Genomic DNA, 19,677 nt, shown 5'->3' on the forward strand with positions numbered 1-19,677 from the left:
TTGTGGATAATGCATCTGAATAACTTGTTCTTAAAGTGGGGATGACCTGTGAATATATCAATCGTAGCAATCGGAAAACTAAAAGAAAAATATTTAAAACAAGGAATCGACGAATACATAAAACGGCTTTCGGCATACGCAAAAGTCGACATCATCGAACTTCCGGACGAAAAAGCCCCGGAAAACCTAAGCGACCAGGACATGAAAATCGTCAAAGACAAAGAAGGCGAACGAATTCTCTCAAAAATCAGCCCCGACGCCCACGTCATCGCCTTGGCAATCGAAGGAAAAATGAAAAGCTCAGAAGAATTAGCCGATAATATGGATAGACTCGCCACATATGGAAAGAGCAAGGTAACCTTCGTCATCGGCGGCTCACTCGGCTTGAGCGACGCCGTCCTGAAGCGCGCAGATGAGAAGCTGTCGTTTTCACGGATGACGTTCCCGCACCAGCTGATGCGGCTGATTTTGCTCGAGCAGGTTTATCGGGCGTTTCGGATTAACCGGGGGGAGCCTTATCATAAATAGAGGCAAAAAAGTTAAAGATTAAGGTAAAATTTTATTGTAGGAGGCGGTTACTATAAACAAGTTTTTCATACCCATTTCATGTGGATGAGTGTAAACGTTTGTGAATATTTACTTCTGAAGAGTCGAACTCTAACTATATTTTATCTATATAGGAACTTATCAATTTGTTTAAATAATATTGAAGCTATGTCAATTTGCTAGATATATGAACTTTTAAAGGACATGCAAATCTTGTCGAAAAGTTATATTAAGATAGGAGAGTGGTTTGAGGTCGTGAACCGAATTAGTGATATAACAAAGCGTGAAATTCTTGATTTTTTTCGGGACGGAATTGATATAGATGAAGTATTTGAAACGAAAAAAGTTACTTACCCTTATTTTGGACGAATGAATGAGCTTGATTTTCTCAAGAGATTATATGATTTGAAAAGTATGCCGAGTTTAGATTTTAGGTTTTCAAATGCCGAAGGTGAAATATGGCAACATACAGTAAACAACGATGATTACCCGCATTGTTGGATATTTGAGGACGAACGATTCCAATTAACAAATGGAAACGATGAAATATACTTAAGATTTATTTGTGAGGTATTTAATCCAGCAGTCAGGTTTGAGAAAGGATATTGGAAGGAGTTTCTTACTGAGATAAACAAATTGTTACAAAATGATGGGTACGAACTCTATCCTGCAAAAAAAATATCTAACCGTGACATCTATAGTTGGAAAGTTTATCAACCAGAAAATGAGATTTTCATTCCTTTCTCTCAGAGGAATGAAAAAGCGATAAAACAGAAAAAAATAGGCTTTACAATTAATCGAAAAGCAAGAAATCAGATTTATCAAATACTAGAAAGTTATAATTATAGCTATAGGAAAACAACTGAAACAGGATGGCAATACGATGTCTTGGTAAGTGAAGAGGTTTTTAATGATATAAGGAAATTTTACTCCCCTAAGTGCTTTAATAACCAAAAACAATATGTTGAAACTGATAGCCTAAAAGAATTTATATACTACACATCTCCTTATTGTGTGTTAGATGCGATAGAATTTTTAGAGAAATATTGTAAAAATAACTATGTAGCAAAAATTAATGCAATATTAAAATTGAATGATATTTCTTTGAAATTAAATAATGGAAAAATTGAAAGTATTTCAGACAGTCATTTAAAGAAAAATACATTGATTTCAATTGGCGAGACAGGACTCAAAGAACTGCTTCAAGAAGCAAATACATATTATGAAAAAGGGAATTTAAAAATTGCTGTTGAAAAACTCTGGGATGCGTTTGAAAGGTTAAAAACATATTATGCTCCAACATTAGATAAGAAGAAATCAGTAAATAGAATTATTGATGATATGAGCCGTAACAAGGAACCCTTTAAAAAAATGTTTGAAAAAGAATTTTACGAACTAACAACGATTGGAAATAACTTTAGAATTCGTCATCATGAAACTACAAAAATTGATATTGAGGATGATGAGCATTACGATTACTTTTATAAACGGTGCCTTTCATTAATCACGGTTGCAAGTCAATATTTATATAATGGAAGAATAATTTAAATATATATAAGAATCTTTTCGAATAGATCGTTCAATAGACGTGATATTAACCCGATTATTACCTGATAAACCAACTTTACACATTACCATTAGAAAGTATTTATCTTTTTTCAGTTAGACATTTCATCAGGTGGGAAGTTTATAAATGGGGGTGAATGTTTTTTGAATAGAATTGACACTGAGATTTCAGATATTGATAAAGTCATTTGCAGAAATATTGATAGGTTTGACTCCTATGATAGAGGATTATTGTCACAAAATATTTTATCACAGCTTAGAAATTTTGTTGAACATATTTCATTAAAAGCATACGCTAATGGCCAAGATATTGAAAATAGCTATCAAAACATTGAGAAAGCAAATGCCTATGTTAAATCCAGAGGCAATTTAAAGTTTCTAAGTAAATTTCATAAACTTTTACAGATAACTGTATCCCATTATACGCTTAGTGAGGAAAACTCAGAAAGACTAATGTTGAAGTATTATGAGTATTTGCTTAAAATAAAAACCCTCCTAAAGAGCGAGTATAATCTTGATGTCCTAAATAACATAGATAAATACCCTATTAATATGGATTCAAATCTTAAGGAGTATTATAATAAAATCTCGAAGAAAATAAATCAACCATATTTGACTGGAAAAAGAAATACATATAAAGATCGTTACTATATTCAAAGAATAAAGCCATTTTTCGTAGATTACAATGTGTATTATGAAGTGACATTTACTGTTGCAAATGACAAAGCAAGCAAGTTTGATAGAATTATTGCGTTCACAAAACTAGAGCTTTCGCATAACTATGCTGTAAAACTCTCAATAAAAAATGACACTGTTAGTATTTTGGGAAAAAAAATGCCGATCCTAATTATTGATGGATGGGAAGTATCAATCCGTCCTTGTGAACTAAATAATTTTGCGAATATATTTGGGCTTTATTCTAAAATACAAAGTGGAAATACTGAGTATCGCGAGTTAATGAGATATCTAACTGAAACCGGACTAAATTTAGATGAGGTCATTGATTTTTCAGAAAGTAATTATTTGAGTATTAAGAGCCAAATAACTCAAAAAGCAAGGGTATTACACTTTTTTGATATAATGGACAAATGTCGTGAATTGACAAAAAGTAATAGTCCAGGAAGTAATATTATTAGATATTTACTTTACAGACTAAATAATAAAGTTATAAAACGGCAATACGAGTCTGGGGGATGCGAAGCATTATCAAATCTAAATTTGGATTATGGGTGTATACCATTTGATCAAATGCCGTTTAATACATCGTTAAGAAATCATAATCCTAAATTTTTGGATTTACTCGACTGTATCGAAACAACTAATCGAGATCATGAGGTTTTTGCAAGACTTATTAAAAACAATACAGAAATAAAGGGGCAATTATATACTCCCAAAAACGATATTATAAGTTTTGAAGGTATTGAAGGTTTGATGAGGGCTTATAACAGTAAGCTATATTATAAACATCAACATCGAAGGTTAGAGAATTATAAAGAATATTTTTATATAAAAGGTTATGAAGAAGATACGCTAAGTATTATACAAAAACTAAAAGAATTAGCTTCATCAGGAATTGATAATTACTCAAACTCAGTTCATTTTTGGTTGCAGTCTTCCCCCTATGATATTGATTGCGATGAGAAGAAATCTGCTCTAAAACAAATGTTTGAGAATTCCAAAGTAGCTTTAATATACGGTTCTGCTGGAACCGGAAAATCCACTATGATAAATCATATTTCAAACTTTTTTAATGACAAGAAGAAGCTCTTTTTAGCAAATACTAATCCGGCAGTAGATAACTTAAAAAGAAGGGTTAATGCTGCTAATTGTACCTTTAAAACCATAGCGAAATTTAAAGCACAGAGGAATTGCGATATAGAATTTGATTTATTGGTTATTGACGAGTGCAGTACAGTTAGTAATTTAGATATGCTTAAAGTTATAACTAAAGCTTCTTTCAAATTATTAGTTTTAGTCGGAGACGTTTTTCAAATCGATTCAATAGTTTTTGGAAATTGGTTTGACGTTGCTCGTTCATTTGTTCCCGAAACATCAGTATTCGAGTTAACAAAACCTTATAGAAGCAGTAACCCCAAGCTGCTTACTTTGTGGAGTAAGGTTAGACGTATGGATGAGGACCTACTAGAACACATTACCAAAAATAATTATTCAATTAGTTTGAACGAGTCGATTTTTGAGCATTCTGAAGAGGATGAAATAATACTATGTTTAAATTATGATGGGCTTTATGGAATAAACAATATAAATAGATTTTTACAAAGCAGCAATGAAAAAAACGCGGTTCAATGGGGTATTCAAACTTATAAGGTCAACGATCCCGTTTTGTTTAATGAATCAGAAAGGTTTGCTCCCTTAATTTATAACAACTTAAAAGGGAAAATAGTTGGCATAGAAACGTTTAAAGATAAAATACAATTCGATATTGAACTAGATAAAGTGATAAATCAGTTGGATTTGGAGGGATATGATTTTCAGCTGATAGCTAATTCGGATAAAGGTAATTCAATTATTCGCTTTTTTGTCAACAAGTATAGAAGCACCGATGAAGATGATGATTTATCATCTGAGGCTGTAGTTCCTTTCCAGGTTGCCTATGCTGTTTCAATCCATAAAGCACAGGGGTTGGAATATAAATCTGTTAAAATCATTATTACAGATGAGATTGAAGAAATGATTACTCACAATATATTTTATACGGCAATAACTCGGGCGAAGGAGAAATTAAAAATATACTGGTCGCCAGATACGGAGAAGAAAGTTTTAAGTAAAGTGGAAATAAAAAACAGCAGAAGGGATGTTTCTCTATTATCATCAAGATATAGTTAGCTAGTCAGATACTTTGACTTTAAAGATTCTTTAAACTCCCATAAGGGATCTATGTTCTGAAACATTATTATGGACTTTATAATACATCCTAAAACAAGAGTGTGGACGTTAGATGATATTGTTTAATAAATGGTTATCCTGAAAGCTCTAAAACCAATTAAGCTTCAAAATGTACATCAGAGAATCAACTACTAATCATCCGACCACACTCAAACCCACCCCTCCCCCTCCGCAACCTTCGCCGCCTCCGTCCGGTTCTTCGCACCCAGCTTATTCATAATCTCAGAAATATAGTTTCGGACGGTACCGGCTGATAAGAACAGTTCAGAGGAGATTTCTTTCGTCGTCTTACCGAGAGCGGCGAGGCGCAGGATTTCCTGCTCGCGTTCGGTGAGCGGGTTTACCTTGCGGATGGCATCAAAGGTGAGTTCCGGGCTGAAGATTCGCTTGCCTTCCTTACATTTTCGGATGGCGTCTGCGAGGTCGTCGATTTCTCCGTCTTTGAGCAGGTAGCCGTGGACATTGCTTTTGACGGCGCGTTCGAAGTAGCCGGGGCGGGCGAATGTTGTTAATATGATAACCTTACTTTTTGAGCCCCGTTTCGTCAGCTCTTCAGCCACCTCTAAGCCGCTTTTGACGGGCATTTCGATATCCATGAGGCAGACGTCCGGTTCTAGCTTGAGAATGGCGGTGAGCGCTTCTTCGCCGTTTGTCGCCTGGCCGATTACTTTCATGTCTTCTTCAAGATCAAGCAAGGATCCCAGTGCGCTTAACAGCATTCTTTGGTCTTCGGCAATAAATAAACAAATCATTGGGGTGCTTCCTTTCGTTCAGCTTTCTTTACAATTGGAACGGCGATGCTTAAAACTGTGCCGTTATGGGTTGAAACGTCGAGTGCGCCGTCGATTAATGCAAGTCTTTCCTTCATTCCGCGCAAGCCGTTTCCAAATGGTGTTTGCTGATCCATTCCCATTCCGTCGTCCTTGATGGTGATGCTTAGTTTTTCATCTGTTTGAGAGATGGAAATGGTGCAATGGGTGGCACGGCTGTGTTTGACGATATTTGTGGCGGCTTCGCGTATACACATGCTGACGATGTTTTGTGTGACAGGAGAAATATTTGAAAAATCGGAACCTCCCATGTATTCGAATGTGATGTCTGCAGCCCGCAGGATTTGCTGGATGTGGATGAGCTCTTCTGCGATCGTTGCCGTTTTCATATCAGACACGAGTTCCCGGACTTGTTTTAAGGCTGCTCTTGATGTGGTTTCCATTTCTCTTGCTTCTTTTCGCGCCCGTTCCGGGTCGCTGGCGATGGTACGCTGGACAAGCTGGCTTTTTAATGTGAGAAGTGAAAGAGTATGGCCAAGTGTATCGTGCAGATCACGGGCAATTCGTACACGCTCCTCGCGCTTGACCAGTTCCTTAATTTGCTGATTTGCCTCATCAAGCTCTTGTTCCAGTTCCATGCGGCGGTTCATGGAGCGGATGCCGTATGGTGAAATGAGCATAATCACGAGAAAGGGCAGAAAATAAAAGAGCCGATTTAGCAGGGATGGATCCTTCAGCAGATGATAGATAAAAGGGGCGACCAATACAACAACCAGGCTGGTAAGGCCGCGCCGAAATATCTTTTTTTCCCGGTAATAACCGATAAAGTTCGCTGAAAAAAAGCCTAAAAAGACTAAATTGATATCATAAAATACAGTGTAGATCAAAATGATTGAAAGCTGGATGGCCAGCCAATAAGTAAATAATTTTTTGTGCGGCGAAATAAAAAAAAGCTGGCGATATGTCACCAAGAAAAGCAGCACGAGTCCAAAACCGATCAGCTGCTTGATCCCCGAGGTCTGATTCGTCAAATAAGAAATGGGCAGCAGTAAATAGATTAAAAAGATATAGGGAAAAAAGCCGTACCGTTTCGGAAACATGCTGAAGTTTTTTTTCATTCTTACTCACACCGCTTCTTGTTTTCTTCTTATATATTTAGATAGTAGCATAATAACGATTGAATAGGCGAATAGGAAGAGAATATTTTTCCAGTTTGGCATTTGACCTCGAGCAATTTCCCAGGCACCGCTGCCATAATGATAGGACGGCAGCCAATAGCCGATATTCTGCATCATTTTTGGCATAATTTCAAGCGGCATCCACATCCCTCCGCATACAGCGAGGCCCATATACAACACATTGCTGATTCCGGCTGCTGTATCCACTTTTTTCATCATCCCGATCAATGTCCCGATCGCAAGAAACGGGAGCGAGCCAAGCAGGGCCCACAATCCGCACAGGAACCATTCCAATGGGGATAAAGAAACGCCGTTAATCAAGGCGCCGGCTAAGAAGATTACTGTAATCGAAAGAATATGAATGACGCTTTGCCCCGCCATTTGAGCGATAAAATAAATGTGGTCGGGAAGAGGCGTTACGCGAATGAACGTCGACCAGCCTTGGGTGCGTTCTTGAACCATGCGGATGCCGAGCGTCATGATCGAAGAGCCCATGACGCTGAATGTTGTCATCGACATTAAATAATGCGCATTCCAAGCCCCAGGGTCCGGAGCATTCGTATTGACGACATTTGTAAAAATATAATAAAAAGCAATCGGCATAGCCAATGACCAAAAGACAAAATAGCGGTTTCGAAGCATTCTTTTGATTTCCATTCTGCACTGCATCTGAAATACATTCATTTTACATCGTCTCCTTTGCCTGTCAGCTGGCGAAACGCCTCTTCAAGGTTTCCGCGTTCAATGTGAATATCATAAGCGCCGATCTTTTCTGCGAAAATGAGTTCCAATATTTTGTCCGTATTGGCTGTGTCGATATAAACCCGGTTGTTTTTACGAAAAATCTGTTCGATTTCCGGGTGCTGATACAGCCTCTCGAGCGACTGTTCCGGATCGACTATAAATGAAACCGAATGCTTCGATATTCTTGATTTTATTTGGAGCGGCGTCCCGTCAGCTACTATGCAGCCGTCTTTAAACAGCAAGATTCGTTGCGCGGCATCATCTGCTTCCTGTAAGTAGTGTGTAGAAAAAATGATTGTTTTTCCTTGCTCTGCGAGCGTTTGAACCGTTTGCCAAAAGCGGTTTCTTGAAGTGATATCCATTCCGACCGTGGGTTCGTCAAAAATCATCAGTTCTGGATCGCCGGCAAGCGCCAAGGCAAAGCCGAGACGCCGCTTTTGCCCGCCTGACAATTTTTCCGCCTGTGTTTTTAAATCCTTGTCTGTCAAACCTGTCAGCGCTCTAAGCTTCTGAAAGGATAGAGGATTTGGATAGTAGCTCCTAACGAGTTCGATGATTTCACCTGCACGCAAACCAGGCATCACACTGACTTCCTGCAGCATCGTGCCGATTTTTTCGCGCACCCGTTTTTCATGCGGCATGGAACCGAATAATGTGATGTTGCCTGCCGTTGGTTTTAACAGCCCCAATATCATTGAAATCGTCGTCGTTTTCCCGGCCCCGTTTGGCCCGAGAATCGCTACAATTTCTCCTTTTTTAATTGAAAAATCTATCTGATCAACCGCCGTTTTTTGGCGGAATGTCTTTGTCACATTCGTCAAGCTCACAACATTGCTCATGGTTTACAGACCACCTCCTGATTTACTCATTTCATTGTATAAGCTGAGGGAGGCGGATTTTAGTAAGTGATGTCATGAAAATCGGGTGACAAATGTCATTTTTTTTAACAATGTGCAGAAAGAACCGAAGGGTGTAAAAGCAAATGAAGTGGGGGGATTACGGTAAGATAACAAAGCAGAGCGCCATCATCATCAACGCATCATGGAGATAGAGAGAGCGGTCTTCAATTGTGAAACAAGCTCTCTCTACTTAAAAGGAGAGTCTTAGCCATTATGATTAACCGGATACTTCCTTCCATTCTTCACAATCTTCTCTTCCACAATCTCTTTCACGTCCAGTCCAAGATCGTTACATAACATGAATGAGTAAATTAAAACATCTGCGATTTCTTCACGGATGTTTTCTTTATTTGCTTTGAGTGCTTCTTCACTGCTGATCCATTGGAAGTCTTCGAGCAGCTCTGCTGCTTCGATTGAGATTGAGATGGCGAGGTCTTTTGGGTTATGGTATTGTCTCCAGTTTCGTTCATCTCTGAATTCGTTGATTGCGTTGATTAGGCTTTGGATATCACTCATGATGATTTTCCCCTTTCTAACTCGAGTAGTCTTTTTCTTAATTTAGGGTCTGTCGCATAAATATAGAGACCGTGTATGCCCCGTTTCATCAGGACATTTATTGAATTTAAGATGATTTGTTCTTTGATTTGTTCATTCTTTTCTGGCGATAAATCTGTACGAGAAATGAATGCCCCTGTATCTTTGTATTTTGAAGTATCAATTACCAGTTCGTCGTTGTCTTCATCATAGCTTACGGAAGGGCCGAGAACGACGCCGACGTAATTTAAATCAAACCCTTGAACAGTATAAATGGAGCCGACTTCTTTAATAGAATTCGGATTTTCGGCCCATGTCACTTTATCCTGGGTGCTGTTCCAGGGCATGTTAATCCCTTCTTCATCAACGATGTAAGTCTTTTTATCTTTTTTATGTAAATAATCAAAGGTCGAGACAATTCGAGAGAGACCGTCTTTGTTGTTTTTACTTTCAATGGCTTTCTTAAACGCAGCAGCATCTTCGAATATTTTTAGCTCGAAGGAGGAGTCTTCAGTCGGCAAAGAAAGAATTTTCTTTTCAACAAAGCTGTCAATCCACTTCATCGTTTCTGGATTGGCGTTCATTCTCATTTGGTCTGTAAGTTTTACGGTTTTCGCATCATACTGATTGATGATTTCTTCGAGCAATCTGTCGTTCCAATAACTTTTAATCTTTAAGACTTGTTTTGGATCAAAGATCACAACAGTGATTTTACTTCGCTTAATGATCTCATCCAGCTGGTTTTGGTAGCGGAAATTGTTATAGGAATCTTCCTTTGTCAGAAGCAGGTGAGCTTCGTCGACTAATACGATATCCGCTGTTGCTCCCGTCTTTGTTTTCTCGTTAATAAAAGGTGTTGGCTTCATGAGACTCTTTTTCTTCAAATTCGGTAAGCTGTTGGCGATGCTTTTATAAGTCTTCAGCATTTCGCTGTGATTTACCAGCAAGTAATTATCTGTTTCTCTCAAATAAGGGTCTTCGCTCTTCGCCAAATCTTGAATTGTATTAAACAGAGAGCTTAACAGGACACTTTTCCCTGTGCCGGCGTCTCCTTCAATAACAATGACATGATTTCCTTCTTTTTGTATACGTTCTTTACAGAAATCAAGGATCTTATTTTTAATATCGAGCTGCTGAGGGGAGAGCTCTTTATAAGGAGATAACTTATAAATGTCTTTATTCCTAAGGTTTTCAAGAGAATCGCTCACAACTTTCTCTTTTCTCAGCTTCTCCCAAATAACTTGAAAGATATTTTCATTATAAAAGGGTTTCTGATAGTAATTGTGCATTTCCCTAGACCTTGTCTGGCTCACGTTTTGAAGCTGATAGCGGTTATCTGCGATAAAATAGTTAATTAAATTTGATTCAATATTGTATGTCGCAGACTGGTGAAATTTCTCATGCCCGATTAATATAAAACGATTCAATTTCTTTCGCTTTTCATCATCTATATGATTCTTCAAACGCCGTGCAGCTTGAACCGTTTGCCCAATATATGCAGTCGGTTTCTTTTTCTCATTATAAAGGATGTACACAATCGGATAGTTATTTAAATGCAGTGTTTTTACAACATTCACATGATCTGAAGTAAACTTTCTCTTTTCAAACACAAGTTCATTCATTGTTTTTAGCCTCTGAATCTCTTTTTTAAAATAATAGTAACATATTTATGGCAGCTTATTGATATAAGTCTGCAAATGTTTTCCGGTGGTGATAAGTTCAATGCCGGGTGAGAAGACAGCAGAGGCTTTGCAGACGCGTAGAATAGGTGGCTGCTTATATCGCTGCGTTTGAATGCGATCCCGTCAAGGTTCGTTGCGGTGACGAGGAGCAGCCCGAAAAAGCAGTTTTTTTGTTAAAATAAAACCAGTATTAAGCCTAGATAGGAGGCGCTGTATTGGATTCTAAAACGTTGAATAGGATCAGAACGGCATTCGATCAAGGAATGAAACATAATCGTGAGCTGCGGGAAAAAAAGGGATCAAAAGCTGTGGAAGAATGTTAGTGAGCCGTATCGATTGGAAAGCTTGCTCCATTCTCTCTCAAAAATTGAATTGGACGATATACGTAAGAGTCTTGAGTTAAAAGGAATAAGCAATTTGAAGAAAGCGGAGTTAATACAGGAACTGGTTGTCGCGATTCCCAGCCATTTCCGCGGAATTCTATCGACATTTGACCAGGAAAGGTATGGTCTTTTTAAAAAAATCGTCAGTCATTCAGGTAAGATTCAGGTGCCGAGGAATGTATCCATTTAACAAATTAAGGCATTGATGGATTGGGGGATCATCTTTCCGATTCGTTTAGAAGGGAAGCCGGGGTTAACCGTTCCTATAGAACTTGTGGAACAGTTCTTCGCTTTAGATGAACAGGAATTACACCAGATGATTGATCGAAATACCGAGTGGATTCGGCTTAGTCATGGTTTACTATATTATTATGGGATTGTGCATACGTCTGCTTTAGTTGACATGGCGAGTGAATTGTTGAGGCAGGAAATAGATTTCAAAGAATTTTCAGATGTATTGACCAGTGCGAGCGACTATTATCAAACAAATGGGTTATTCACTGTATGGTTTCGTAGATAAAAGGGTGTACAATGTGGAGAAGACTTTTGAAGAAATAGAAAAGCGCTCAAGCATTGGGTATTATCCTTTTACAAAACAGCAACTGTTAAAAGCGGGAAAACCAGGATACGTGCAAAAAACGAGAGAAATGAAAAGGTTAATTCAGTTTTTACAACAGTATTATCATTTGACTGCTGAGGATGGTGAGGAGATTGCAGAGCGGTTAAATTTCATGATCTTCAATAATGCCAGTTTGAACCAAGCTGTAGAATTTTTTCAGCATCAATTTGAATTTCCTGATTTTGAATTCATTGATGATCTCGCCTATCATCTGACAGAATTGTTTAATCACTCTAGAAGGTGGATGTTGAAAGGTCACACACCAAAGGAAATTTCTCAAGGGAGAAAACCAGTGATTGCCTTATCTTCAGCCCAAAATCCTCAACCAGCAACGAATGTGATCGACTTTAAAAGTCGAAAGGCGATCGGTCGCAATGATCCTTGTCCATGCGGAAGCGGGAAAAAATATAAGAAGTGTTGCTTGAATTCTTAAGTGTTTGCGGGGGGCGGCACCGTGCGAAATTAGGCTATTAGCAAGCAAGAAAACAGTGTGACGATCCAGTTCGTCACACTGTTTTTTGCTGTGAGAAGCATACACCCGGGAGTTGTATGGCAACCCCAGAACCGTGGATATTAATAAAATAGCTTCTTATGAAGCACATCCAGAGCACGTTCAATCTCATCTAAGTCTTCCTTAGAAGTATCTTTTAAACGTGTGAGGAAACGAGATTCAATGATGTTAAAGGCTGTGTTCATCATAGCTTCCCCGTCCCGAGAGAGCCGAACGTATTGTTTTCTTCGATCTTCGGGATCCTCGAATTTTTCTATTAGATTTTTTTCGCTCAATTTTTTAAGTTCCCGGCTCGTATTTGACATTGAAATATACTGACAGTCGCTGATTTGACTGGGGGTTACAGGCTGGCTGACAAAAATATATTCGAGGATGCTGTACTGAACGGGTGTAACTGTATCTGACTTCACACCTTTTGTTATTTCATGTGTGACACGATGTACGGAAGTGGAAAACGCCACAAATTTTTGAAAAAGGCTGTTAGTTTCCAAAATGATCACCTCTTCATCAAAGATAGCAAATTAGTTATCAAAAAACAATTATCATTTGACAACTAATTGTGATAAAGCATATAATTTACTTATCAAATGATAAGTAAAGGGGTTGACATAATGAATATGCTCATTGTTTACATTCATCCGAATCATCATAGTTTAAACTATGCGTTCTTGCAGAAAGTCATTGAAGGAAGTCATCAGAATCCCATGATTAATGAAATAAAGGTTTTAGATTTATATGAAGAGGGTTTCGATCCAATCCTTCATTTTAATAAGGAAAAACGAAGGCGTGATATGCACAGTGACCCGAACTTTGAAAAGTATAGGAAGCAATTGATGTGGGCGGATAAGATTGTCTTTGTTTATCCAATCTGGTGGGGAAGGCCTCCGGCAATGCTGATGGGCTATATCGATCAAATATTTTCTTCAGACTTTGCTTATAAGGATAAAGGAGGGCTTTTACCGGAAGGGCTTTTGAAAGGAAAGTCAGTCGTCTGTATTTCGACTATGAAAGGTCCTGAGAAGTACCCTTTGTTTCTGCTGAATAACAGTCACAAAGTGTTGATGAAAAGAGCGGTGTTTCACTTTGTAGGAATCAAGCAAGTGAAATTCTTTGAATTTGGCAATATGGAGAGTCCTAAAGGAAGGCAGAGTGAAAAGTTAGAAAAAATATATCAGTATTTTAGAAAGGTAAATAGATAACCATAAAAAAAATACTTCTCAGTATTGTAAACGCAAAATCTTTCTATGAATCTATCAATCAGCCGTTTCATCGCTATGCAGAAATCCATAGATTAGTCATATAACAAATTACGGCGGTGAGAAAGTATGGGTGTTGAGTTGACCGGACGTGTTGTCATCCCTGATGATCCCGCGTATTCAAAAGCACGAATCAATTATAATCTAAACTTGTCCAAGTACCCCGGAGCAATTGTGTTTTGTCAAAATGAAACGGATATCGTGAATGCATTACAATGGGCCAGAGAAAATGAAGTTCCTTTCCGGGTCAGGAGCGGCAGGCATAGCTATGAAAATTTTTCACTTCTCAATCGCGGGTTGGTGATTGATACGAGTGATATGGATGAAATATGTGTAAACGTCAGCGATCGGACAGCTTCGATTCAGGCTGGTTCCGATTTAGGACATGTATACAGCACATTGTGGCAACACAGTATGACCATCCCGGCCGGTACTGAGTTTAGTGTTGGGCTTTCTGGACTCACACTGGGCGGAGGGATCGGGATGTTATCGAGAATATTCGGGCTTACTTGCGATAATCTCCTGAGTCTCAGAATTGCGGTTCCAGAAGGGAGAAAAGGGGCTCGCATTGTTGAAGCGAGCAGGAAAAAGAACCGAGATTTGTTTTGGGCATGCTGCGGCGGTGGCGGCGGCAATTTTGGGATTGTGACCGAGTTTACGTTTCGCATTTATTTAATCTCCACGGTCTCTCTTTTTAGAGTTGAATGGGGTTGGGGGCAGCTTGAAGAGGCATTTGATGCTTGGCAGCACTGGGCGCCTTTTACAGATCACCGCTTAACAGCTGAAATCGAGTTATACGCAAAAAGTCAAAATCAAATCGTATCAGATGGACAATATTTAGGTCCGGCGGATGAATTAAAACAATTGCTGCGCCCGCTTCTTCAACATACCGATCCGAAAACAGTCAAAATCAAAACGGTTCCATATATTCAAGCGGTTGATTATTTTAATAATCCAGCAGGCAATGTTCCTTCGTTCATCAAACGCTCCGGTTCGTTTATATATGAAGTTCTGCCGCAAAAAGCGATTCAGGTGATGAAACATTTCCTTGAGAATGCTCCGAATGAAAATGCCACGATTTGGCAGCAGACATTAGGGGGCGCCGTTAAACAAATCAAACCGACGGAAACAGCCTATTATCATCGGAAGGCCATCATTGCTCAAGAATATAATGCGAAGTGGACAGATCGGGGCGAAGAAGAAAGGAATGTTCGCTGGGTGGAATCATTAAGAAATGCGTTGAAGCCCTATACCGAGGGTGATTATGTAAATTGGCCCGACCTTTTTATACGCAATTGGCCGGAAACGTATTATGGGCGAAATTTTCATAGGCTCAGAAAGGTGAAAACAGAAGTGGATCCTTTTTATGTTTTCCGTTTTGAGCAAAGCATCCCGCCATTGTAAATGTCTTCGTTGGTAAGAATGTTCAAAGGCTTAATCAAAAATGATTAAGCCTTTGAAGAAAGCTTTATGAAAATACCTGCTTTTTAATGATAAATTCCGCAATCAGCAGGTTGATGATCCAGCAAAGCCAAACGGCTATTGTGTAGGAATGTTCATATGAGACATTCATTAGGTTATGCGTAATCGCAACTATTATATAAATCGTCATATTCGCAAATGAAAGAAAGAAGCTTCTCATCATCCATTGGCTGTGCAGTATGACTTTTTTTCCTTTAATCGACAGATAAGCAAGGATAGTCGTTCCAATGTATTTAAAATCAGAAATCCGATTGTACTGGGCCATCCTCCGGTTGCAAAAAAAGAGACATAAACTTCAAGAACAGTGACATGGTTGACGTTACCTGCGAGATCAATCGCCGCTTCCTTATCTATGAACGAGCAGAAAACCAGACCTTGTTAGCAATTTGCTTTACGAAGTGGAAAACCGTAAAAAAGAGCCCAGAGAATGATCCCTGAACTCACATTTCCTCACTTCATATACCGATACTCCCGCAATCTCTCCAAAATAGCTATTTCCTTCAAGAGTTCCTCACCAACATTCGTTTCCTTTACTTTCTTCCGCTCAAGTTCTTTATCCACTAATCGTTTCACCGTTAAGACATCAGTTCCGGTGCTCAGCACTTCCGCCTTGGAATTAAAGTGTTTATGGGCGACGAGCTGCATGCCGTAGGAGTTGTATAACAGCGTGTAGCCGGCGATACCTGTTGTCGATTGGTAGGCTTTGGAGAAGCCGCCGTCGATGACGATCATTTTTCCGTTTGCTTTGATCGGATCTTCTCCTTCGATTTCTTTTACCGGTGTATGGCCGTTGATGATATGGCCATGATCCGGGTTGAGGCCGAATTCTTTCAGGATGTTTCGGCAGGTTGCCTCGTCTTCACGCAAATAGTAATACGGGTTTTTCTTCTCTTTATGTGTTTCCTTCTCTTTAATGAAATACCGCTCAAAGGTCGTCATTGCGCGTTTTCCAAAAAGGGAGGAGTACTCGCCTGTCCATAAATACCAGACCATATCCGTCGCCAGATCATCGGTTTCTTCCGGGTGGGCGAAGGCTTTCCGTAAGAACCGTTCAAATACATCGAGCAGCTCACGGCCCGCATAGGCTCTGTCCTCAATCATCATCTCTTCCATATTGCCGTTTTCGTCTACAGGAATACAGCCGTGAATCAATAGGTTGCCGTTATATTTTAAATAAAGGCTGCCTTTTTTCATCATAAAATTCATATGGCGGCCCAGCTTTTCGGAATGCTGGACAGAGAACAGCAGCTTGTCCATGACTTCCGCTTCTTCCTTTAATAGCTCATCTGGCTGTTCCGGATTAACCGTCGCAAAGCAGGTGTTTTCCAGTTGATATGTTTTTCCGTTCAGCGTGATTTCATTTCGGGCATAATCAATCTTTTCCAGTAACAGCCGTTCCTCCATATTAAAGTTCGGCCGTCTCTTGATAATCGGGCTTTCAAGCTTGAATTGGATCATCGCAATCGCTTGATGAATTTTTGTGATTTGCTTAATCTCATCTTCCGGTCTGTTTTCGTCTGCTTTCGGACGGAAAGATGGGTTATCATCGTAATATTTTTCGGCAAGGTTCAAGAGCGGTCTCAGATTGATGCCGTACACGTCTTCAATAATATCCAAGTTGTCATAGCGGGCACAGATGCGGATAATATTTGCCAGGCATACTTTAGAGCCTGAATAAGCGCCTATCCAAAGGACATCGTGATTTCCCCACTGAATATCGACTGAATGATAGTTGATCAGTTCCTCCATAATCCTGTCCGGCTGCGGTCCGCGGTCGTAAATATCGCCGACCACATGCAGATGGTCGACCACCAATCGCTGCGTGCTATATGCAAGACCGGTGATCAGCTTATCAGCTTGGCCAAGCGCAATGATCTGATCTACGATTTTGGAGTAATACTGTTCTTTGTTGGCAGCTTCTTCTGTTTTATACAGCAGCTCCTCCGTAATATAAGCAAACTGAGAGGGCAGTGCTTTGCGTAATTTGGAGCGGGTATACTTGGAAGAGCAATAAGATACGAGCTTAATCATTCGATTAATCGTTTCTTTATACCAATCGTTTAACGATGCTTTCGTATCGTAATTATGTTTTATTAACTTCAGTTTGTCTTCCGGATAATACACTAATGCTGCTAATTCATCAATTTCTCTATCATAAATGACACCGCTGAAAATATCGCGTATCTTCTCTTTTACTCTTCCTGAACCATTTCGCAGCACGTGCTGGAATGCCTGGTATTCCCCGTGCAAATCACTGACAAAATGCTCGGTGCCTTTCGGCAGGTTCAGTATCGCTTTCAAATTAATGATTTCCGTTACCACTTTTTCTTCACAATCGTATTTTTGTGCGAGTAAATCTAAATATTTGGTTTCCAAAATCGTCCATCCCCTTTTTAGAATAGGAGTTGCCCCCTATGTACGAGCATTTGCATGATAAGGTGATTTTAAAAGTATGACATTATTTTTAAATAATTGACCTTTATATGATAGTACCGCATAACTCCTTTTTGAGACAATCAAAACGAGGGAAAGAGGCGCTGAGAGAGCGGAGAGAAAGCTTCTTTAACATTAATCGGACACCGCATTTCAGAGTAACCCGGCTTTGGCTTGGTCACTTTCATGGAATTGATTTCTTTCTATCCCAGCATTGTCTCGTTTTCAGAAATGAGAGGAAAATATTGTCGCTAGTATATAGGTGAGTTTAAGAATACTAGCGTTAACTATAACTAGGACCATTGACAAATCACTCAACCTCTATTAAAATAAAAAGTTATCTGATAGTAATCATCTCTATCGGAAAACTCAATACATGCAAGCTATGATTGCTGTGGGTCGCACTACAGCAGGAGCAGCTTCTGGAGAGACCGCGGAATTCTGCGGCGCCGAAGGGTTCACAATCTCAGGCAAAAGGACAGAAGAGTACCGAATATGTATTTGTCGTGCTGATGATTGTCAGCGTCACAAATACATTTTGATATTCTTATGACCACGAGATTGGAGGACATCCAATCTCTTTTTTATGGGCTTTTTTACTGCTCGTCGTTCACTAAAGAGGTAAGGAGGAGTTTGATTTGGAACAGCGAGAATTAAAGAGGGACTTATCCAATCGGCACGTACAGCTTATCGCTATTGGCGGGACGATTGGCACCGGGTTGTTTTTAGGCTCCGGTAAGGCGATTCAATTGGCGGGTCCTTCTATCATCTTTGCGTATTTCATTGTAGGTATTGCGCTTTTTTTCGTGATGCGGGCGCTGGGAGAATTGCTGTTATCTAAAGCGGGTTATCAATCGTTAACCGATATTGCCGAGGAGTATCTGGGGCCGCGTGCGGCGTTTGTCACCGGGTGGACCTATTGGTTTTGCTGGATTATGACGGCTATGGCGGATGTGATTGCCGTCGGTGTCTATGTGAAATATTGGTTTGATGTTCCACAGTGGATCCCTGCACTTATCTGTTTACTCATTTTATTAGGGCTCAATCTGTTGACTGTCAAGCTTTTTGGAGAATTGGAATTTTGGTTCGCTTTAATAAAGGTGATCACGATTCTTGCGTTAATTGTCATCGGTGTTATTTTGCTGGTGATCGGGTTTAAGACGCATACAGGAACGGTTTCGGTTACCAACCTTTGGGAGCATGGCGGTTTGTTTCCAAACGGATTTTCAGGGTTTTTGCTTTCTTTCCAAATGGTGATCTTTGCATATGTCGGTGTGGAATTAGTAGGTGTATCGGCGGCGGAAACGTCGAACCCGAAAAAAAATATTCCATCGGCTATTAATAAAATTCCTTTACGTATTTTATTTTTCTACGTCGGCGCGCTTTTCGTCTTACTATGTATTAACCCTTGGATGGAACTGAATGCAGCGGAAAGTCCTTTTGTGAAAACCTTCAGCTTAGTTGGCATCCCGCTTGCCGCGGGAATCATTAATTTTGTTGTATTAACGTCAGCCGCTTCTGCTTGTAACAGCGGGATGTTTTCAACTAGCCGGATTCTGTACAATTTAAGTAAAACGAAACAGGGCCCGGCCAGTTTTGCAAAGCTGAATAAAAACCATGTGCCGAGTCACGCGTTATGGGTATCAACCATTGTCCTGTCAGCAGGAGCGCTATTAAGCAAACTGATACCGGAACAAGCCTTTGGCATCGTGACAACCATCAGCGCGATTTGTTTCATATGGGTGTGGGGTGTGATTCTTGTCTGCCATATCAGATACAGGAAAACCCGTCCGCACTTACACGCAGCATCAACATTCAAAGCGCCATTCGCGCCGTTTATCAACTACGTTGTCCTGGCGATGTTTGCGGTCATTCTCATAATTATGCTGTTTGCGGATGCGACTCGCCCGGCCTTGCTGCTGACTCCTCTATGGTTTATTGTATTGTTTATTTTATTTTGGATGAAAAAAAACAGGACAAAAAGAACATGATGAGTCAAATTAAATCTCTTGAAAAAGACGGTGTACTGCATGCAGTATGCCGTCTTTATTTTTAATCAAGCGTTCCCTTTTATAGGTTTATATTTAATGCAGACATGAGAACGAGAGGAATGGAGTCATGGAATACAATTCATACATGAATGGACAATCGCAATATCCCGCTTGGT

General features: G+C 39.6%; 17 protein-coding genes and 1 riboswitch. Of the genes, 8 read left to right on the forward strand and 9 right to left on the reverse strand.

Annotated features, from left to right (window positions below; genetic code table 11):
• Positions 1-48 precede the first annotated feature (48 nt).
• The 3 genes from rlmH (at position 49) to MST20_RS07620 (ending at position 4,959) form a co-directional block, all read left to right on the forward strand.
• Positions 49-528, forward strand: a complete 480-nt coding sequence (gene rlmH, locus MST20_RS07610; protein WP_003177946.1) for a 23S rRNA (pseudouridine(1915)-N(3))-methyltransferase RlmH — start codon at positions 49-51, stop codon at positions 526-528.
• A 273-nt stretch (positions 529-801) separates the two neighbouring features.
• On the forward strand, positions 802-2,094 hold the full coding sequence (locus MST20_RS07615) for an AbiJ-related protein (protein ID WP_243941256.1): 1,293 nt from the start codon (positions 802-804) through the stop codon (positions 2,092-2,094).
• A 162-nt stretch (positions 2,095-2,256) separates the two neighbouring features.
• Positions 2,257-4,959, forward strand: a complete 2,703-nt coding sequence (locus MST20_RS07620; RefSeq protein WP_243941259.1) for an ATP-dependent DNA helicase — start codon at positions 2,257-2,259, stop codon at positions 4,957-4,959.
• 209 nt (positions 4,960-5,168) lie between these two features.
• On the opposite strand, the gene MST20_RS07625 is transcribed toward MST20_RS07620, so the two are convergent.
• The 6 genes from MST20_RS07625 to MST20_RS07650 form a co-directional block, all read right to left on the reverse strand.
• Positions 5,169-5,771, reverse strand: a complete 603-nt coding sequence (locus MST20_RS07625; protein ID WP_243941260.1) for a response regulator transcription factor — start codon at positions 5,769-5,771, stop codon at positions 5,169-5,171.
• Entirely contained in the window at positions 5,768-6,907 is a 1,140-nt protein-coding gene (locus MST20_RS07630; RefSeq protein WP_243941262.1) for a sensor histidine kinase, read from the reverse strand. The genes MST20_RS07625 and MST20_RS07630 overlap by 4 nt, the downstream gene beginning before the upstream one ends.
• 6 nt (positions 6,908-6,913) lie before the next feature.
• Entirely contained in the window at positions 6,914-7,651 is a 738-nt protein-coding gene (locus MST20_RS07635) for an ABC transporter permease (RefSeq protein ID WP_243941264.1), read from the reverse strand.
• A complete protein-coding gene (locus MST20_RS07640; protein WP_243941267.1) occupies positions 7,648-8,550 on the reverse strand; it encodes an ABC transporter ATP-binding protein in 903 nt (300 codons plus the stop codon). Before MST20_RS07640 ends, MST20_RS07635 begins: the two co-directional genes overlap by 4 nt.
• 264 nt (positions 8,551-8,814) lie before the next feature.
• Entirely contained in the window at positions 8,815-9,126 is a 312-nt protein-coding gene (locus MST20_RS07645) for a nucleotide pyrophosphohydrolase (protein WP_075212816.1), read from the reverse strand.
• Entirely contained in the window at positions 9,123-10,766 is a 1,644-nt protein-coding gene (locus tag MST20_RS07650; RefSeq protein ID WP_243941269.1) for a DUF2075 domain-containing protein, read from the reverse strand. Before MST20_RS07650 ends, MST20_RS07645 begins: the two co-directional genes overlap by 4 nt.
• 477 nt (positions 10,767-11,243) lie before the next feature.
• On the opposite strand from MST20_RS07650, the gene MST20_RS07655 reads away from it, so the two are divergent.
• Together MST20_RS07655 and MST20_RS21250 are read left to right on the forward strand one after the other, a co-directional pair.
• The gene (locus MST20_RS07655) at positions 11,244-11,399 is read left to right on the forward strand and encodes a hypothetical protein (protein ID WP_243941271.1); all 156 of its coding nucleotides are present in this window, start codon (positions 11,244-11,246) and stop codon (positions 11,397-11,399) included.
• A gap of 343 nt (positions 11,400-11,742) precedes the next feature.
• On the forward strand, positions 11,743-12,261 hold the full coding sequence (locus MST20_RS21250) for a YecA family protein (RefSeq protein ID WP_243941273.1): 519 nt from the start codon (positions 11,743-11,745) through the stop codon (positions 12,259-12,261).
• 140 nt (positions 12,262-12,401) lie between these two features.
• On the opposite strand, the gene MST20_RS07665 is transcribed toward MST20_RS21250, so the two are convergent.
• On the reverse strand, positions 12,402-12,830 hold the full coding sequence (locus tag MST20_RS07665; protein WP_243941275.1) for a MarR family winged helix-turn-helix transcriptional regulator: 429 nt from the start codon (positions 12,828-12,830) through the stop codon (positions 12,402-12,404).
• 120 nt (positions 12,831-12,950) lie between these two features.
• Here MST20_RS07665 and MST20_RS07670 point away from each other — a divergent pair, with 120 nt between their 5' ends.
• Together MST20_RS07670 and MST20_RS07675 are read left to right on the forward strand one after the other, a co-directional pair.
• The gene (locus MST20_RS07670; protein ID WP_212110916.1) at positions 12,951-13,538 is read left to right on the forward strand and encodes an NAD(P)H-dependent oxidoreductase; all 588 of its coding nucleotides are present in this window, start codon (positions 12,951-12,953) and stop codon (positions 13,536-13,538) included.
• A 126-nt stretch (positions 13,539-13,664) separates the two neighbouring features.
• A complete protein-coding gene (locus MST20_RS07675) occupies positions 13,665-14,999 on the forward strand; it encodes an FAD-binding oxidoreductase (protein WP_243941277.1) in 1,335 nt (444 codons plus the stop codon).
• Positions 15,000-15,063: 64 nt separating this feature from the next.
• Here the strand turns inward: MST20_RS07675 and MST20_RS07680 are convergent, their stop codons facing one another.
• Together MST20_RS07680 and fbp are read right to left on the reverse strand one after the other, a co-directional pair.
• Complete coding sequence (locus MST20_RS07680; protein WP_243941279.1) at positions 15,064-15,342, reverse strand: DUF2306 domain-containing protein; 279 nt, start codon at positions 15,340-15,342, stop codon at positions 15,064-15,066.
• Between the two features lie 185 nt (positions 15,343-15,527).
• Positions 15,528-17,453, reverse strand: coding sequence for a fructose-1,6-bisphosphatase (gene fbp, locus MST20_RS07685; protein ID WP_243941281.1), 1,926 nt, complete (start codon positions 17,451-17,453; stop codon positions 15,528-15,530).
• A 469-nt stretch (positions 17,454-17,922) separates the two neighbouring features.
• Positions 17,923-18,002: riboswitch (glycine riboswitch) on the forward strand.
• A 146-nt stretch (positions 18,003-18,148) separates the two neighbouring features.
• Between fbp and MST20_RS07690 the strand changes: the two genes are divergently transcribed.
• On the forward strand, positions 18,149-19,501 hold the full coding sequence (locus tag MST20_RS07690; protein ID WP_243941283.1) for an amino acid permease: 1,353 nt from the start codon (positions 18,149-18,151) through the stop codon (positions 19,499-19,501).
• The last annotated feature ends 176 nt before the right edge of the window (positions 19,502-19,677 follow it).

The organism is Bacillus sp. B19-2 (assembly GCF_022832475.1).
Taxonomy (GTDB): Bacteria; Bacillota; Bacilli; order Bacillales; family Bacillaceae; genus Bacillus; species Bacillus paralicheniformis.

Coding starts and splice junctions, on each gene's coding strand:
- MST20_RS07640 (WP_243941267.1), bottom strand. CDS start 8,550: ATGAGCAATGTTGTGAGCTTGACGAATGTGACAAAGACATTCCGCCAA.
- MST20_RS07630 (WP_243941262.1), bottom strand. CDS start 6,907: ATGAAAAAAAACTTCAGCATGTTTCCGAAACGGTACGGCTTTTTTCCC.
- MST20_RS07625 (WP_243941260.1), bottom strand. CDS start 5,771: ATGATTTGTTTATTTATTGCCGAAGACCAAAGAATGCTGTTAAGCGCA.
- MST20_RS07645 (WP_075212816.1), bottom strand. CDS start 9,126: ATGAGTGATATCCAAAGCCTAATCAACGCAATCAACGAATTCAGAGAT.
- MST20_RS07670 (WP_212110916.1), top strand. CDS start 12,951: ATGAATATGCTCATTGTTTACATTCATCCGAATCATCATAGTTTAAAC.
- MST20_RS07650 (WP_243941269.1), bottom strand. CDS start 10,766: ATGAATGAACTTGTGTTTGAAAAGAGAAAGTTTACTTCAGATCATGTG.
- MST20_RS07675 (WP_243941277.1), top strand. CDS start 13,665: ATGGGTGTTGAGTTGACCGGACGTGTTGTCATCCCTGATGATCCCGCG.
- MST20_RS07680 (WP_243941279.1), bottom strand. CDS start 15,342: ATGGCCCAGTACAATCGGATTTCTGATTTTAAATACATTGGAACGACT.
- MST20_RS07635 (WP_243941264.1), bottom strand. CDS start 7,651: ATGAATGTATTTCAGATGCAGTGCAGAATGGAAATCAAAAGAATGCTT.